Annotated in this window: 14 protein-coding genes; 9 read left to right on the top strand and 5 right to left on the bottom strand. The window is 62.4% G+C overall.

Features of this window, described 5'->3' with window-relative positions:
• Positions 1–61 precede the first annotated feature (61 nt).
• Positions 62–829: an SDR family oxidoreductase gene (locus tag PG5_RS30920; protein WP_020801006.1), complete on the top strand. Its 768-nt coding sequence runs from the start codon at positions 62–64 to the stop codon at positions 827–829.
• A gap of 487 nt (positions 830–1,316) precedes the next feature.
• On the opposite strand, the gene PG5_RS30915 is transcribed toward PG5_RS30920, so the two are convergent.
• The 5 genes from PG5_RS30915 to PG5_RS30895 all read right to left on the bottom strand — a co-directional run bounded on the left by PG5_RS30915 (position 1,317) and on the right by PG5_RS30895 (position 6,983).
• Positions 1,317–1,568, bottom strand: coding sequence for a DUF1652 domain-containing protein (locus PG5_RS30915; protein WP_020801005.1), 252 nt, complete (start codon positions 1,566–1,568; stop codon positions 1,317–1,319).
• 181 nt (positions 1,569–1,749) lie between these two features.
• Positions 1,750–3,246: a helix-turn-helix transcriptional regulator gene (locus tag PG5_RS30910; protein ID WP_020801004.1), complete on the bottom strand. Its 1,497-nt coding sequence runs from the start codon at positions 3,244–3,246 to the stop codon at positions 1,750–1,752.
• A gap of 169 nt (positions 3,247–3,415) precedes the next feature.
• Positions 3,416–4,309 (bottom strand): LysR family transcriptional regulator, encoded by an 894-nt coding sequence (locus tag PG5_RS30905; protein ID WP_020801003.1) that lies wholly within the window; start codon positions 4,307–4,309, stop codon positions 3,416–3,418.
• Between the two features lie 5 nt (positions 4,310–4,314).
• Entirely contained in the window at positions 4,315–6,519 is a 2,205-nt protein-coding gene (locus tag PG5_RS30900; RefSeq protein ID WP_020801002.1) for a molybdopterin cofactor-binding domain-containing protein, read from the bottom strand.
• Positions 6,519–6,983 carry a (2Fe-2S)-binding protein gene (locus PG5_RS30895; protein WP_020801001.1) on the bottom strand — a complete coding sequence of 155 codons (465 nt, stop codon included), beginning with the start codon at positions 6,981–6,983 and terminating at the stop codon, positions 6,519–6,521. Before PG5_RS30895 ends, PG5_RS30900 begins: the two co-directional genes overlap by 1 nt.
• Positions 6,984–7,101: 118 nt before the next feature.
• Between PG5_RS30895 and PG5_RS30890 the strand changes: the two genes are divergently transcribed.
• From PG5_RS30890 to PG5_RS30855, 8 genes are all read left to right on the top strand, one after another.
• Positions 7,102–7,992, top strand: coding sequence for a LysR substrate-binding domain-containing protein (locus PG5_RS30890; protein ID WP_020801000.1), 891 nt, complete (start codon positions 7,102–7,104; stop codon positions 7,990–7,992).
• Positions 7,993–8,312: 320 nt separating this feature from the next.
• Positions 8,313–9,242, top strand: a complete 930-nt coding sequence (locus PG5_RS30885) for an amidohydrolase family protein (RefSeq protein WP_020800999.1) — start codon at positions 8,313–8,315, stop codon at positions 9,240–9,242.
• 4 nt (positions 9,243–9,246) lie between these two features.
• Complete coding sequence (locus tag PG5_RS30880; protein WP_020800998.1) at positions 9,247–10,152, top strand: amidohydrolase family protein; 906 nt, start codon at positions 9,247–9,249, stop codon at positions 10,150–10,152.
• 132 nt (positions 10,153–10,284) lie between these two features.
• Positions 10,285–11,670, top strand: a complete 1,386-nt coding sequence (locus PG5_RS30875; protein WP_020800997.1) for a UbiD family decarboxylase — start codon at positions 10,285–10,287, stop codon at positions 11,668–11,670.
• Complete coding sequence (locus tag PG5_RS30870) at positions 11,667–12,296, top strand: UbiX family flavin prenyltransferase (RefSeq protein WP_020800996.1); 630 nt, start codon at positions 11,667–11,669, stop codon at positions 12,294–12,296. Before PG5_RS30875 ends, PG5_RS30870 begins: the two co-directional genes overlap by 4 nt.
• Before the next feature lie 75 nt (positions 12,297–12,371).
• The gene (locus PG5_RS30865) at positions 12,372–13,418 is read left to right on the top strand and encodes a GTP-binding protein (RefSeq protein WP_020800995.1); all 1,047 of its coding nucleotides are present in this window, start codon (positions 12,372–12,374) and stop codon (positions 13,416–13,418) included.
• Between the two features lie 247 nt (positions 13,419–13,665).
• A complete protein-coding gene (locus PG5_RS30860; protein WP_020800994.1) occupies positions 13,666–15,027 on the top strand; it encodes a nucleobase:cation symporter-2 family protein in 1,362 nt (453 codons plus the stop codon).
• A gap of 12 nt (positions 15,028–15,039) precedes the next feature.
• The gene (locus tag PG5_RS30855) at positions 15,040–16,428 is read left to right on the top strand and encodes an amidohydrolase family protein (RefSeq protein ID WP_020800993.1); all 1,389 of its coding nucleotides are present in this window, start codon (positions 15,040–15,042) and stop codon (positions 16,426–16,428) included.
• Positions 16,429–16,506: the final 78 nt, after the last annotated feature.

Raw genomic sequence — 16,506 nt, 5'->3', positions numbered from 1 at the left:
CCTTCGCCGGCAAGCCGGGCTCTTACAGAAGGCGATTTCGGCTCCATAAAAAGGAAAAATCATGTCCAAGACTCAGTTGTTCGACCTCGACGGCAAGATCGCATTCGTCTCCGGCGCCAGCCGCGGCATCGGTGAAGCCATCGCCAAACTGCTGGCCCAGCAAGGCGCCCACGTGATCGTCTCGAGCCGTAAACTCGAGGGCTGCCAGCACGTGGCGGACGCGATCATCGCCGCCGGGGGCAAAGCCACCGCCATCGCCTGCCACATCGGCGAGATGGAACAGATCAGCCAGGTCTTCGCCGGCATCAAGGAACAGTTCGGGCGCCTGGACATCCTGGTCAACAACGCCGCGACCAATCCGCAATTCTGCAACGTGCTGGACACCGACCTCAGCGCCTTCCAGAAGACCGTCGACGTCAATATCCGCGGTTACTTCTTCATGTCAGTGGAAGCCGGCAAACTGATGCGCGAAAACGGCGGCGGCAGCATCATCAACGTCGCATCGATCAACGGCGTCTCTCCCGGGATCTTCCAGGGTATCTACTCGGTGACCAAGGCAGCCGTGATCAACATGACCAAGGTGTTTGCCAAGGAATGCGCGCAGTTTGGCATCCGCTACAACGCCCTGCTGCCGGGCCTGACGGATACCAAGTTTGCGTCGGCGCTGGTGAAAAACGAGGCGATCTTGAACACTGCGCTGCAACAGATCCCGCTCAAGCGCGTGGCAGACCCAAGCGAGATGGCCGGCGCCGTGCTGTACCTGGCGAGCGACGCATCGAGCTACACCACGGGCGTTTCGCTGAACGTCGACGGTGGGTTCCTGTCCTGATCTGATACACCCCTATGTAGGAGCGAGCATGCTCGCGATGGACCTGAGAACGACAAGGGGTGTCAGGTTCCCAGCGTTATCGTTAACGACCATCGCGAGCATGCTCGCTCCTACAGGGGGCTTACGTTTTTACTGGGTGACGCACCGCGTCACGGTTGTTTCGCGTTTTACCTCCCCTTCCGCCCGCATATCGCCCATTACCTGGGTGCTATCCGAGGTCTGGCAGGTCGTTTCAGGCGGCGGTGGTGGTGCAGCAGGTGGAGGTGGCGGCGGACTGGAGCAGCCACCGATAATCACGGCACACAGTGCAACAGGAGCAAAAACGCGTTTCCCAAGACTTTTCATAGGCTGACCCGCGAAAAAGGATGTACACGTTTGTGTGACAACAGAACACCGCTGGAAAGTTCACGGTGCGGCTGCAGAAAAATCACTTTTGTACTTTCTTATCGCGTATTCACTCGTCCGGGCATGACAAACCTGGCAATTCCTACACTACCGGATCCGGGCGCTGCAGGCTGTTGCATTCCAGTTCATACCTCAATTCTTCGATAAGCGCCGCCACCGATTCGGGTGTCTGCAGCAGGGTTACGTTCAATCCGCTGACCACCAGATCGACTTGTCCCGACACCGGGTGGTAGAGCTTGATGGTCAAGGTATGATCGCCAGTGATATTGCATTCACAAGCCAAAGGCGAAAAGGTCCGTTCAAGCTGCGTGCGCAGCTGCGCTACGTAAATCATTGCGACAGCCCACCGCGGCCATCCAGTGCGTGGGTAATGCATTCGTCGAGCATGGCTGTTCCTTTTACGACCCAGGGAGGATGAATGATCGGTAAACGTCATTCGCCCGCTCTTAGCCTAAGGCTTGCCACCTACCTGCCAGAACCTGAGTTTGCACCCCCTCGATTAGTGCATTTGCACCTTACCCTTGAGTCTTTGGACGCCATGCACTGGAAAACAGTCCGCGTTCGCGCGCCCAGACAATCGCCTCGCTGCGGCTGTGCACGTCTAACTTGGAATACACGGTCGCAACGTGGTTGCGCACGGTATTCGTCGCCAGTTTCAGGCGCGCAGCGATTTCCTTGTCCGCCAGGCCTGCACAGATCAGTTCCAGCACGTCGCGCTCCCGAGCTGTCAGGTCGGTAAACGACACGCTGGGCAACTGCGGTGCGTTGACGTTCTTCACGTTGGCGAGTTTTTCGATCAGCGTGCGACTGAACCAGGAGGCATCTTTCATCACCTCTTCAATGGCCGCCACCAATTCCAGCTCGGTGCGTTTGCGCTCGGTGATGTCCATCAACACCAACAGGTAGCAAGGGCTACCCTGGATGTTCACGGTGTCGGCGGAAACGGCGCAATCGATCAGTTCGTTGTCTTTCCTGCGCACACGCACGTCAACGCGGTCCAGGCTTGCGGTTTTCTCCAGGGTGGTAAAGAACCGCGTGCGTGCCCCTTTGTCATGGAAAACCTCGATCTCGGCGATGGTTTTGCCGGACACCTCGTCGCTGGAGTACGCAAGGGTCTCGAGGAACGCGTCATTGACATCCATCACCACCTGGTCGCTGGCGCTGCACACCAAGGTTGGCACCGGCGTCAGGCGAAAGGCCTTGGCAAACCGCTCCTCGCTCTGGCGCAGGGCCACTTCGACCTTGCGCCGGGGCTCCATGTCGACGAAGGAAAACAGCATGCAGGCTTCGTCATGCAGCTCAAGGGGCTGCCCGGCGACGATCACCTGCTTGGTACCGCCTGCGGGCAACTGCAGTTCGGCCTGCATCTGGGGAATGGTGGTGCCGTCGCGCAAGCATTGTTTCGCCAGATCCCTGTTTTCAGCCTGTGCCAGCACATCCAGCTCGTAGGTCGACGTGCCGATCACCTGGTCACGGGCGTAACCGGTCATCTCGAGGAAACCCGGATTGACCTTGATATAACGCAAATCGCTGAGACGGCAAATCACCGCGGGCGCCGGGTTGGCGGCAAAGGTTTTTTCGAAACGCTGCTCGGCGCTCGCCCAGTCGGTGACATCGTCCATGATCAATACCAGCGATTCCGGCTCGCCACGGTTGTCGGCCAGCACCAGGCTGCGCACGCGATGGACCCACATGGTCTCTTCATCCGCCGCTGGCGTCACCTCTACCAGCACATCGCTGAAGGTCTCGCCGCGAGCCACGCGGTTGATCGGGTAGCTGTGCGCCGGGACCGGATGGTTATTGCGATACCGCAATGCGAAGCGCTTGGCATATTCCTTGGCATTGGCCCCCAGATCGCCGATGCGCTCGACGCCGTGCATCGCCAGCGCGGCGTCATTGGCCCAGAGAATGCACTGATCGGGGTCGAGCAGAATAACCCCGTCGGTCAGCCCTGCGATGATCTGCTGCAACTGGCGGCGATTGGTTTCGGTGGTCAGGACGTCCTGGCTCATTGCGACTCCACAAGTTGGGTGACTCTGTGAAGTCTCCGACCGCCCGTTTTTCGGATAGTGCAAAGAACCTGTGGGAGCGGGCTTGCTCGCGAAGGCGGTGTGTCATTCAACAGATTCAGGGACTGATCCACCGCCTTCGCGAGCAAGCCCGCTCCCACAAGGTTGTGCGTTAAGCCGGCCGGTCTTGCAGGACCAGCTCACGCAACGTATCGAGAAACAGCTTGAGTACCGGCGAATCGTCGTCCGCTCGGTAGGTAGCGTACAACGGCACCTCCGGCAACGCCGGGGTCAGGCGCCGGAACACCAGGCCTGCAGGCGCCAGCTGTTCGATGGAGGCCGGCAACAAGGCCACGCCGAAACCGGCGCGGACCAGGCTGAGCAAGGTTTGCACCTCGATCACCTGCTGGCGAATCTGCGGCGTGAAACCGGCCTGGATGCAGCACTGGTAGAGAAAATCGGCAAAACGCGATTGCTTGAGCTCCAGCGCCACGAACGGCTCGGGCGCCAGGTCCGCGGGTGCCAGAAGCTGTTTTGCGGCCAGCGGGTGATCGACCGGCATGACCACCCGGATCGGCTCGTAGATCAGCAGTTCATTGCGCAACTGCGGATCGTCATAGCCGACCCGGAACACGCAGGCATCGATGCGTTTTTCCTTGAGCGCCTTGACCTGCGCCGCCGGCGTCATCTCATGCAGGCGCCAGCTCACCTGCGGATAACGTTCGCGAAACAGGTGCAAGGCCCGAGGCAGCACACCGACCATTACCGAACTGATCATGCCGATTTCCAGCTCGCCCAACTGGCCGCGACCGGTTTGCCGTGTCAGGTCGAGCGCACGGTTGAGCTGTTCGAATACCAGCGGTGCCTGCTCCTTGAGCATTTGCCCGGCGGCGGTCAGCTCGACCCGGTGATGACTGCGCTCGAACAGCGGCGTCCCAAGTTCCTCCTCCAGCAGCCTAATCTGCTGGCTCAGCGGAGGCTGGCATATGTGCAAGCGGGTGGCGGCCCGGCCGAAATGCAGCTCTTCGGCCAGCGCCATGAAGTAGCGCAACAGACGCAAGTCCATGACAACTACCCCAGGTTCAAGGGGGTCGAGCGCTGGCGCACGCCGGTCAGGCTGAACAGGGCATTGGCGATGGCCGGGGCCACCGATGGGCTGCCCAGCTCGCCTACACCACCGGGCTTGCCCGGATCACCCTCGACCAGCAGGATGTCCAGCGCCGGCATGTCCGACATGCGCGTTACCCGGTAATCGTGGAAGTTGCTTTGCACCACCCTGCCTTGCCTGATGTCCAGGCGATCGAACAAGGCGTGCCCCAGGCCCCACATCAGGCCGCCGTAGATCTGTTCTTCGACGCCGCCAGGCGAAACGGCCAGACCGCAATCGACAACGCAGGTGAGCTTCTCGACCTTGACTACGCCATCCTGTTTCGACACCCGTGCAACCACCGCGATGAAACTGCTGTAGCCCTGGTTGGTGGCGATCCCCAACGCCGTCCCTTCAGGCAGGGGCTGGCCCCAACCGGCGCGCTCGGCAGCGCTTTTGAGCACCGCAACGTGCCGTGGCCGATCCTGCATGTTGGCCAGGCGCATGGCCAACGGGTCTTGCCCTGCGCCATGGGCCAGCTCATCCATGAAGCTCTCCACGGCGAACACGTTGGGGATGAAGCTCACCGAGCGATACCAGCCGCTGGGCACCCGGGTTTCGTGCCTGACCCATGCAAGGTCGAGGTTTGCCGGGCGATAGGCGAAATCCCACGCGGTGATGGCCTCGGTGGTGCTGTAGTCCATTTTATCGGGACGTTCGAAGTAGCCCGGTTCCCACTGCTCTGGCGAGGCGGGTGACACGGCCTCCAGCTGCAACGCCGTCAAGTGTCCCTGGGCGTCCAGCGCACCCTTGGCCCGATGGAGCGTGGCCGGGTGCATGAACAATGAACGCATTTCGTCTTCACGGCTGTTCATCAGTTTTACCGGCACCCTGGTTTGCTGCGCCAGGTACGCCACTTCGAACAACCAGTACTTGGCTTCGCGCGCGCCGAAACTGCCGCCGGACACCAACTCATGGATGGTGACCTTGTCCTGGACGATCTTGCACACCGTTTTCGCCGCTTCCAGGGCCGAGGAAGGCACCTGCACGCCGCCCCAATAGGTGATGGCGTTATCCTTGACCTGTGCGGTGATGCAAATCGGCTCGAGCGGATTCTGCACCTTGTAGGGCATGCGGTACTCGGCTTCGAACAGTTTCGCCGCGTTCGGCCATTGTCCGCTCACGTCCCCGGCAGCCATTGCACGGACCCGTTGTGCGCCCTCGTCTGCCAGCGCAGCTGCCTGGGCCTTGTGCAGCTCATCGCTGTCGAAACCGGCCAGCGGTGAGTCGCTCCATTGCACCTCGAGCAACGCGCGGCCCTGATGCGCGGCCCAGTAATGGACCGCCAACACCGCCACGCCCTCGACGTTACCGCCGAGTACGTCGGGACGGCCCGGCACCTTGATCACCTTGCGCACGCCCGGCACCTGCAGCGCCGCCGTGCTGTCCACCGATACGACGCTCGCCCCGACCACGGGCGCGCGCTGAATCACCGCCACCAGCATGTCCGGCAGCACCACGTCGATACTGTAGGTGAAGCGCCCGCAGACCTTGGCCTGGGCGTCGCGCTTGTGCCGCAGCTTGCCGATGTACTTGAACTGCGCCGGGTCCTTGAGCGTGACCTTGGTCGGTGCCGGCAGATGCGCGGCAACCACGGCCAGTTCACCGTAACCAAGGCTGCGCTGGGTCGCCGCATGCACGACGCGCCCCTCCTCGGTGGTACAGGTGTCGGCGCTGACTTTCCACTGCCTGGAGGCGGCGGTGAGCAACAACGTGCGCGCCGTCGCCCCGGCCATGCGCAGGCGCTCGTACTCCAGCGACACGCTGGTACTGCCGCCGGTGGAGAAGACCTTCCAGATCGGGTGAATGTAGGTTTCGAAGAACGGATTTTCCGGCGAGATCACCTGCACAGACATCGGGTTGACGTCCAGCTCCTCGGCTACGCACGCGGCCAGCGCGGTGTGCGTGCCGGTGCCGGAATCGTGCTTGTGCACCACCAGTTTCACCGTGCCGTCGGGCAGGATGCGCACCCAGGCATTGGGTTCGAAGTCACTGGCCGGCGTCGGGGCCTTGGGGTCTGTCGCAGACAGGCCGCAGGGCAGGTAAAACGCGATGGCCAGGCCGCTGGCAGCGGTCGCGGTTTGCTTGAGAAACGTACGTCGCGAGAGATCCATCCGTGAAATCGACATCACGCCTCCTTAGGCGCGTTGGCCGCGCGTTTGATCGCCTTGTTGATCCGCCCGTAGGTGCCGCAGCGGCACAGGTTGCCGGACATGGCATTGCGGATCGAGTCGTCGCTCACTTCTGCACCGGAGCTGAGCAACGCGGCGGCGGACATGATCTGACCGGATTGACAGTAACCGCATTGCGGCACATCTTCGGCAACCCAGGCCAGTTGCAGCGGATGCTGCCCAGTGGGCGACAGGCCTTCGATGGTGGTGATCCGATGCCCCGCCACGGCGGCCACCGGCAATTGGCAGGACCGCACCGCGACACCGTCCAGATGCACAGTGCAGGCGCCGCACAGGCCCATGCCGCAACCGAACTTGGTGCCGGTGAGTTTCAAATGGTCGCGCAGCACCCATAACAAGGGCATGGAGGGGGACGTCTCTACCAGCTCGCGTCGTTCGCCGTTTACCGTGAATTCGATCATTGTCAGGCTCCAAGAGAGCGGCCCGTCTTTGTGCAGGCCTGGTGCTCGATTATTGGAAGCCTGGTGAAAATCGGGCCAGCGACGATTTCTGCCATCCTGTGTAAGTAGGACTAACAGCATGTACAAGCGATACCCGTCGGTGCAGTCCATGAGTGCCTTCATCCAGGCCGCCCGCAGCGGCAGTTTCTCCAGCGCCGCGCGCAAACTGGACCTGACCCACAGCGCCATCAGCCAGCAGATCCGTTCCCTGGAAGACTTCATCGGTCAGCCGCTGTTCGTGCGCGAAGGGGGTGGCAGCAACCTGACTGACGCCGGGCAGTTGTTTGCCAGCGTGCTGTCCGACGGCCTGGCGCAAATCGACCGGGCGCTGTCTTCGGTAAAGAACCGCAGTGTGGCGCAGAGGCTGACGATCGACGTAGACAGCGAACTGGCCCAGAGCTGGCTCAATCCGCGCTTGCCACAGCTGTTGGACCTGTTGCCCGAGCATGAGGTGGTGTTGCTGTCGATGCCGCGCTCGGACCGCAGCACGTTTGAACGCGTGGACCTGGCCCTGCGCTACTGCTATGGCGATTGGGACGACTGCGAGATGACGCAGATTTGCGGGGATCGGGTGATGGCGGTGGCGTCGCCCCGATTGCTTGAGCGGCACGGTTTGCAGTTACCGCTGAGCCCGGCGCAGATCCTCGAACTGCCGTTGCTGGGGTATACGCGACGGTCGTGGATTCCTTGGCTGGATGCGGCGGGAATGCCTCCCGTCGAGCCTGCGGCAAGGGTGGTGTTCGATAACGCGGCCAATCTGATTGCGGCGGCCGAGGCCGGTGTTGGCGCGGGACTGGTGCGCGGTTTGCTGGCGGCAGATGCGTTGCGTAGCGGTCGGCTGGTGATGTTGAACGAGGCGCAGATTGCGGCGCATTACAACCTGTATGCGGTGTGGCCGCCGGGACATGGTGAGCGCGTGGCGCCGGTGGTTGAGGCGGTCAAGCAGTTGGCTTTGCGTACACAACACTGACGCCTTCGCGAGCAGGCTCGCTCCCACAGTTGACTGCATTGGAATGCAGTTGAAGGTGGGAGCGAGCCTGCTCGCGAAGAGGCCGGAAAAGCCCACCACTCATGCTCCATATCGAACGCATATCAAACCCCTACCCAATTAATATTGTACGAACCTCACCCCCCCTTCCAATACTCCTCCCCAAGCAGCCAGCGTCCCGAGCCGGATGCGACCAGGCGAGGGAATGCGTGAGTCTTTGCGCATAGAAATGGCCGATTGCCCGGACGTGGCTGCTAGCGAACCGCAAGGTTCCTTTCCCCGCTATCAGGAGATCGACTTCAATGATCATCGATATCAGTTGCTATCCCACCGATCTGGTGGACCTCGCCTGGAGGCATGACGGTGACCCGTTCACCGGCGAGCGTCTGCTGCAGATGATGGATGGCCCGTACATGGTCAACGGCAAACCTCGCCGCATCGACAAAGCCTTCATCCAGCCCCCGCAGGGCAACACCATCTACACCTGGACCGACGGTGAACTCAGCGGGCGCGAATCCATCGACGCCTACATGGCCTACACGCTGAAAATGGTCCAGGCCTACCCGGATCGCTTCATCGGTTGCTTCGTCTACAACCCGCGCTGCGGCGTGGAAAACGGCGTCGAGGCCATCGAGCGCTACGTCAAGGAACACGGCTTCAAGATGGTCCAGATGCAGGCCAACATGCACGCCTACCGTCCTGACCGCGCCCTGGACTGGGTGCGCCCGGCCTTCGAGAAGTGCGCCGAACTGGGCATCCCGGTCAAGCTGCACACCGGCGATGGGCCGTACAGCATCCCGTCGGAATGGGTGCCGATGATCAAGGAGTTTCCCAACGTCGATTTCATCATGGCTCACTTCGGCGTGCAGACCGGCGGCGTCTACGTGTTCGAACCGATGCAATGGGCGATGGAGTTGCCCAACGTCTACTGCGAATCGGGTTGGTGCCTGCAATCGCGGATCGTCGAGTTCGCCAAGGTCTTGCCCACCCACAAGATTCTCTTCGGTACCGATACGCCGCCGAACGAACCGGGCATGTGGCTGCGCCTGCTGGAAGTGCTGTGCCATGAACCGCCGCAAGGCCTGAACCTCGACGAAGACACCCTTGAAGAGTACCTGGGCAACAACACCGCACGGATGATCGGCCTCAAACCCACGCCGCCACCCCGTTCCGTTTCCGAAGCAGAGGCGCAACTCAAGCGTCCCGTCACCACGCAACTGGCCAGGAGCTGAACCGATGATCATCGATACCCATCTGCACCCCACCAACCTGGTCGACGAGGCCTGGCGCCACACCGGCGAACCCTTCACCGGCGAGCGCATGCTCAAGCTGATGGACGGCCCGTACATGATCAACGGCAAGCCGCGCCGCATCGACATGGGTTTCATCCAGCCACCGCCGGGCAACACCGGTTACCGCGACGGCAACCGCCGTGGCCGTGAGGGTGTGCGGGACTACATGTCCTACGTCGCCGAACTGTGCGTGAAATACCCCGACCGTTTCATCGGCAATTTCAACTTCAACCCGCGCTGGGGGCCGGAAAACGGTGCGGCGGAGCTGGAGTTCCACATCAAGGAATACGGTTTCAAGATGCTCAAGCTGCACGCCAACATGCACGGTTATCGTCCGGACCGGGCGCTGGACTGGCTGCGTCCGGCAATGAAGGTGTGTGCCAAGTACAACATCGTGGTGCTGATCCACACGGGCGACGGCCCGTACACCATTCCAACCATGTTCTACCCGATCATCCGTGAGTTCCCGATGGTCAATTTCATCATCGGCCACTTCGGTATCCAGACCGGCGGCAACTACTCGTTCGAAGCGTTCTGGATGGCCATGGACACGCCGAACGTGTTCTGCGAATCGGGCTGGTGCTTCCAGTCGCGGATTGTCGAGTTCGCCAAGGACCTGCCACGCAACAAGATCGTGTTCGGCACCGACTCGCCGCCGAACGAGCCGGGCATGTGGCTGCGCGAGCTTGAGGTGCTGTGCTCGCCCGCACCACAAGGCCTGGGCATCGACGAGGACCACCTTGAGGATTACCTGGGCAACAACATCGCCCGGTTGTGCGGCATCGAACCGACGCCGCCACCCAAGGACCTGGCCGAGGCGGACATTCGCCTGACCACGACGTACCCGTAGTACCCCATGTGGGAGCGAGCCTGCTCGCGAAAGCGGAGTGTCAGGCGGTACGGATGTCGCCTGACACGGCCTCTTCGCGAGCAGGCTCGCTCCCACAGGGACCTCGCTGTCCCTTTTTCACGAGGTGAAACCATGACCCTCTCGACGCTCGGCGATACCCAGGATTTTCATGTTTTTCTAGACGCCTATCGCCGGCAATACCCGGACGATGTGCTGACGGTCCGGCAATCCCTTTCAGCCGACCAGGACGTCACCGCCCTGGTCGATGCCCTGGCCAACCAGGGCCGCGACCCGCTGCTGATCTGCGAAAAAGTCGGCACCTTCGGCGTGCCAGTGGCCACCAACCTGTTTGCCTCCCGTACCCGTATCGCACGAATGTTCGGCGTTGCCCCGGCGCAACTGCACGAGACGTTCCAGCAACGCGCCAACAACCCCATCGCCCCGCGCTACGTGGAAAGCGGCCCGGTGCTGGACGAGATCTACGAAGGCGAAGCCGTGGACCTGGCGCTGTTGCCGATGCTCAAGCATTTCGCCAGTGATCGCGGTCCCTACATCACCAACGCGATCATCATTGCCGAGGACCCGGTCAGCGGCATCGCCAATATGAGCTACCACCGCTCGATGCGCCACGCCCGGCAGACCCTCGCCACCAGCCTGCACTCACGGGGCCATCTGTGGCGCATGCTGCAAACCGCCCGCGAGCGTGGCGAAGAATTGCGCGTGGCCATGGTGGTCGGCGCGCACCCTTTGTTCATGCTCGCGGCGGCCGCACGCTTGCCGTTCGGCAGCGATGAGCGCGCCGTGGCGGGCGGATTGTTCGGCGCGCCGCTGGAGCTGGTGAAGACCCCGCGCTACGGGATCGGCGTCCCGGCCAGCGCAGAATTTGTCCTCGAAGGTGCGATCGATCCCACGGCCTATGCCGAAGAAGGTCCGTTCGGTGAATTCAGCGGCTACTCCTCGGATCGCTCGACCAACAATGTACTGCGGGTCGATACCCTGATGCGGCGCAAGGACGCCTGGCTGGTGGACGTGGTCGGCGGTCGCTACGCCGAACACCTGACCCTGGCGCGACTGCCCCGGGAAGCGGAGATGAGCGAAAAGCTCAAGGCACGCTTCCCCGCCGTCACCGCCGTGCACTACCCGAATTCGGGCACCCATTTTCATTGCTACGTCGCGCTGGAGCAAAGCCGCGACGGCGAAGCGCGACAGATCATGCTGGCCCTGCTCGGCTGGGACCCGTACCTGAAGACCGTGATCGCGGTGGACAGCGACATCGATATCAGCGACGACAGTCAAGTGCTGTGGGCGCTGGCCACGCACTTCCAGCCGCACCAGGACATCTTCGTCATCGATGGCTTGCCTGGCAGCCCGCTGGACCCGTCATCGTCCGTCAACGGCACTACCTCGCGAATGGGCCTGGACGCTACCCGCGGCTCAGGCTTCGACGGGATCAAGGCGCAACTTGAACGGGATGCGGTCGACCGCGCCCGCCAACTGCTCGCTGGCCTGCAATCATGAACCGCCAGCGCATGGTGGTCGGCATCAGCGGTGCGTCGGGTTTTATCTACGGCGTACGCCTGCTGCAATTGCTCGCCGAACTGGACATTGAAAGCCACCTGGTCATCAGCCGCGCCGCGCTGCTGACCATGGCCCACGAAACCGATTACAAACTGGCCGACGTCACGGCGCTGGCCAGCCATTACCACCGCGCCGATGACGTAGCGGCCGGTATCGCCAGCGGTTCGTTCCGCTGCCTGGGCATGGTGGTCGCGCCCTGTTCCATGCGCACCCTGGCGGAAATCGCCACCGGCACCTCTTCAGGGCTGATCGGGCGGGCCGCCGACGTCACGCTCAAGGAACGCCGCACGCTGGTGCTGATGGCCCGGGAAACCCCGCTGACCCTCGCCCACCTGCGCAACATGACGGCTGTCACGGAGATGGGCGGAATCATCGCGCCGCCCGTTCCGGCCTTCTACGCCCGCCCGCAAGACCTGGCACAGATGGTCGACCACAGCCTCGGTCGCGTCCTCGACCTGTTCGGCCTCGATGCCGGCACGGCAACGCGCTGGCGAGAACCCACAACCCCCTGTGGGAGCGAGCCTGCTCGCGAAAGGGGTGAATCAGCCGCCAACTTCGCTGATTGACACGCCGCATTCGCGAGCAGGCTCGCTCCCACAGTTGATAGCACTCAGACCCTTCAGTTATTCAAGGAGCCTCACATGAACACCCCCTTCAACGCCCCAACCCCCAACACCAAAATCCCGGTGACCATCCTCACCGGCTTCCTCGGCGCCGGCAAAACCACCCTGCTCAACTACATCCTCAAGGAGAACCACGGCCGCAAGATCGCCGTGATCGAGAACGAGTTCGGTGAGGTCGGCATCGACGGCGACCTGGTGCTCAGTTCCGAAACCGAAGAAATCTACGAGATGGTCAACGGCTGCGTGTGCTGCACCGCCGAGGTTCGCGAAGACCTGGTGCGCATCGTCCGTGAACTGGTAGCGCGCCCGGTGCGCCTCGATCACATCCTGATCGAGACCAGCGGCCTGGCCGATCCCTACCCGGTGGCCCAGAGCTTTTTCATCAATGACCCGATCGCCGATGAGGTGGAACTCGACGCCATTGTCACGATGGTCGATGCCAGGCACATAGCCCAGCACCTGGAAGACCTGCAACTCGATGGTGTTGACAACCAGGCCGTGGACCAGATCGTCTGTGCCGACCGCATCGTGATCAACAAGGTCGATCTGGTCAGCGAGGATGAAGTGGCATCCCTGAGCGGCAAGATTCGGGGCCTCAATGCTACGGCGGACCTGATGACCTCCAGCTACGCCGAAATCGACCTGTCGAAAATCCTTGGCATCGGCGCCTTCGAGTCCACGCAGAAACTCATGGAAATCGGTGCCGAGCACGATGACCACGCCGATGACCATCACCACGATCATGACGATCTCGACCATGACCATGATCCGAGCGTGTCGTCGGTGGGCATCACCGTGGACGGGGCGGTCAACCTGGGCGACTTCCATCGCTGGATCACACAGTTGCGCAACGAGCAGGCCGACAACCTGTATCGCATGAAGGGCGTACTGGCGGTGGCTGATCAGGACCAACGCTACGTGCTGCAAGGGGTGCACAGCCTCGTCGAGTTCCGTGCCTCCACCGCATGGGGCGCCGAACCGCGCTCCAGCAAGATTGTGTTCATCGGCCGCGACCTGGACCGCGCGGCCCTGAACCAGGGCTTTGCCGCCTGCCTGGCAGGCTGAAAAAAGGCATCGGAGCCGGTGGATGGCGGTTCCGGGCACATGAATGACTGGTGCCCATTTTTCAGAACGACCCAAACCCTGTAGGAGCTGGCTTGCCAGCGATGACGGCTTAACAGTCACCCGATTTGTCGACTGACAATCCGCTATCGCTGGCAAGCCAGCTCCTACAAGGAATTAGGTGCCGTTGAACGGACATCAGAACGAATACCCCTCTGTACCGAATAACAACAGCTAGAGGTGATTCCCCATGTCGTCAGCCAATACCCCCGCAACACCCGCCATCCACCCCGTCGACCGGGTTCTGCCGGTGCGGCAAATGCTCACCCTCGGCCTGCAACACATGGCCGTCTCGTACATCGGCGCCATCGCCGTGCCGTTGATTGTCGCCAGCGCCCTGAAAATGTCCCAGGCCGACACGGTGGTGCTGATCAGCACCACGCTGTTCTGCTCGGGCATCGCCACCCTGCTGCAAACCGTCGGTTTCTGGAAATTCGGCGTGCGCCTGCCAATTCTCCAAGGCGTGGCGTTCAGCAGCGTCGGGCCGGTGATCGCCATCGGCACCAACCCGGATGTCGGGTTCGCCGGGGTCTGCGGAGCGGTGATCGGCGCGGGGATTTTCACCATGCTGATCGCACCGTTCGTGGGTCGACTACGGCGCTTTTTTCCACCGGTGGTCACCGGTTGCATCGTCACCGTAATCGGCCTTCAGCTGTTTCCGATCGCCTATGAGTGGGTTGGCGGCGGACGGCATGCCACCGACTTCGGGGCGCCGGCGTACCTGGCCGTCGCGGCGGTGGTGTTGCTCAGCATCCTGCTGGTCAACCGGTACGGCAGCCCGATGCTGCGCAACATGGCGGTGCTGGTGGGCATGCTGGTGGGCGCGGCGCTGGCTTACGGGCTGGGCATGGGCAGTTTTCACAGCGTGCAGGACTCGCCGTGGCTCACCGTTCCCTACCCGTTCTACTTCGGCCTGCCGACCTTCAGCCTGATCCCCATCGCCACCATGGTGGTGGTGATGATCGTGCAGATGGTCGAATCGATGGGGCTGTTCGTGGCCATCGGCGACATCGTCGATAAACCGGTGGAAGAAAAACAGGTGATCAACGGCCTGCGCGCTAACGGCCTGGCGAGCACCATCGCCGGGATGTTCGCGGCGTTCCCATTCATTGCCTTCATGGAAAACGTCGGGCTGGTGATCCTCACCGGTGTGCGCAGTCGCTGGGTGGTCGCCATCAGCGGCCTGCTGATGTGCTCGGTGGCGCTGGTGCCCAAGGCCGGGGCGATCATCGCCTCGATGCCGACTGCGGCGCTGGGCGGTGCCGGGATCGCCATGTTCGGCGTGGTCGCGGCAGCAGGGATCCAGACCCTGGCCAAGGTCGACTACGAGCGTAATCGCTACAACGTGCTGATCGTCGGCTTCACCCTCGCCGCCGCACTCGTGCCGGTGCTGGCCCCGGCCCTGTTCAAGCAATTGCCCGAGTGGTCGCAGCCTTTCCTGCACAGCAGCGTGGTGATCGCCTGCCTGGTGTCGGTGTTGCTCAACGCCACCCTCAACGGCGTCAGCGTGCCCGATGCCGCCGCCAGCAAATCCGCCACCCACAGCCTCTGACTGGAGCCGACCATGACTCAACTGCAAAACATCCTGATCAAGAACCCGCAGGCAGTAATGACCGGCCTGCGTGGCCCGCGCGCCCGGGCCGGCGCCGTGGACATCCGCGTCGTCAACGGGCGCATCGCCGAAATGGCCGCAGGCCTTCAAGTGCAACCCGGCGAACGGCTGATCGATGCGCGCCACGCGGTGGTGTATCCGGGCTGGATCAACACCCACCACCACCTGTTCCAGAACCTGCTCAAGGCCGTGCCCGAAGGATTGAACCAGGACCTGCAAGGCTGGCTGGCCAGTGTGCCTTACCCGCGTCTGAACCGCTTCACGCCGCAACTGGCGCGGATCGCCGCACAACTGGGCATGGCCGAACTGCTGCTGTCGGGCGTGACGACCTGCGCCGATCACCATTACCTCTACCATGCCAACGGCACCACCGAGACCGGTGACCTGCTGTTCGATGTGGCCGATCAGTTCGGCCTGCGTTTCGTTTTGTGCCGGGGCGGCGCGCTGGAGTCGGCCAGCGCCCACCCGGGGTTCTCGAAAACCGCGCTGCAACCGGAAACCCTCGACCAGATGGTCGGTGACATCGAACGACTGAAATCCCGCTATCACCAGGACACCCCGGACGCCATGCGCCGTGTAGTGGTCGCGCCGACCACCCCTACTTTTTCGTTGCCGCCGACACTGCTGCGTGAACTGGCCCATACCGCGCGCGGCCTGGGTTTGCGCCTGCACACGCACTTGTCTGAAACGCAGAACTACGTGAATTTCTGCCGTGAAAAATACAACTGCCTGCCGGTGGAATTCGTCGCCGAACACGAGTGGCTCGGCCCGGACGTGTGGTTCGCCCATGCGGTGCACATGCAGCCCGGTGAAATCCGCATGCTCGCGCAAACCGGCACCGGCATTTCCCATTGCCCGGTGAGCAATGCACGCCTCGGTAGCGGCGTCGCGCCGGTGCCGCAGATGTTCGAGGCCGGGGTGCCGATTTCCCTTGGGGTGGATGGTGTGGCCTCCAACGAATCCGGCAGCATGGTCGGCGAAGCGAACACCGCATGGTTGATTCACCGGGCGCAGCAAGGCGCCTCGGCCACCACCGTCGAAGATGTCATTCACTGGGGCACGTCCGGGGGCGCGCAGGTGCTGGGGCTGGGGGCGGTCGGCACCCTGGAAATCGGCCAGGCGGCGGACCTGGTGGTCTACGGTCTGGACCATCCGCGGTTCTTCGGTTTCCACGACAGCGCCGTCGCGCCGGTGGTGGCGGGTGAGCCGATCGCAGTGAAGTACAGCCTGGTCGGTGGTCGGGTGGTGGTCGATAACGGCGTGATTCCGGGGCTGGATGTGCAGCGGATGCGGGCCGAGGCGTGGGATGGGGTGCGGCAGTTGATGAACATCGACGACTGATCCACCACCCCGCATTCCTGTAGGAGCTGCCGCAGGCTGCGATCTTTTGATCTAGATCTTAAAGCAAAGTCAAAAGAT

Source organism: Pseudomonas sp. G5(2012), assembly GCF_000408945.1.
Classification (GTDB): Bacteria; Pseudomonadota; Gammaproteobacteria; order Pseudomonadales; family Pseudomonadaceae; genus Aquipseudomonas; species Aquipseudomonas umsongensis.
This window is presented reverse-complemented; position numbering and strand designations above follow the sequence as displayed.

Excerpts from the sequence above, each read along its gene's own strand:
- PG5_RS30880 (WP_020800998.1), top strand. The coding sequence starts at position 9,247 with ATGATCATCGATACCCATCTGCACCCCACCAACCTGGTCGACGAGGCC.
- PG5_RS30895 (WP_020801001.1), bottom strand. The coding sequence starts at position 6,983 with ATGATCGAATTCACGGTAAACGGCGAACGACGCGAGCTGGTAGAGACG.
- PG5_RS30885 (WP_020800999.1), top strand. The coding sequence starts at position 8,313 with ATGATCATCGATATCAGTTGCTATCCCACCGATCTGGTGGACCTCGCC.
- PG5_RS30910 (WP_020801004.1), bottom strand. The coding sequence starts at position 3,246 with ATGAGCCAGGACGTCCTGACCACCGAAACCAATCGCCGCCAGTTGCAG.
- PG5_RS30875 (WP_020800997.1), top strand. The coding sequence starts at position 10,285 with ATGACCCTCTCGACGCTCGGCGATACCCAGGATTTTCATGTTTTTCTA.
- PG5_RS30900 (WP_020801002.1), bottom strand. The coding sequence starts at position 6,519 with ATGTCGATTTCACGGATGGATCTCTCGCGACGTACGTTTCTCAAGCAA.
- PG5_RS30920 (WP_020801006.1), top strand. The coding sequence starts at position 62 with ATGTCCAAGACTCAGTTGTTCGACCTCGACGGCAAGATCGCATTCGTC.
- PG5_RS30915 (WP_020801005.1), bottom strand. The coding sequence starts at position 1,568 with ATGATTTACGTAGCGCAGCTGCGCACGCAGCTTGAACGGACCTTTTCG.
- PG5_RS30860 (WP_020800994.1), top strand. The coding sequence starts at position 13,666 with ATGTCGTCAGCCAATACCCCCGCAACACCCGCCATCCACCCCGTCGAC.
- PG5_RS30890 (WP_020801000.1), top strand. The coding sequence starts at position 7,102 with ATGTACAAGCGATACCCGTCGGTGCAGTCCATGAGTGCCTTCATCCAG.
- PG5_RS30855 (WP_020800993.1), top strand. The coding sequence starts at position 15,040 with ATGACTCAACTGCAAAACATCCTGATCAAGAACCCGCAGGCAGTAATG.
- PG5_RS30865 (WP_020800995.1), top strand. The coding sequence starts at position 12,372 with ATGAACACCCCCTTCAACGCCCCAACCCCCAACACCAAAATCCCGGTG.
- PG5_RS30905 (WP_020801003.1), bottom strand. The coding sequence starts at position 4,309 with ATGGACTTGCGTCTGTTGCGCTACTTCATGGCGCTGGCCGAAGAGCTG.
- PG5_RS30870 (WP_020800996.1), top strand. The coding sequence starts at position 11,667 with ATGAACCGCCAGCGCATGGTGGTCGGCATCAGCGGTGCGTCGGGTTTT.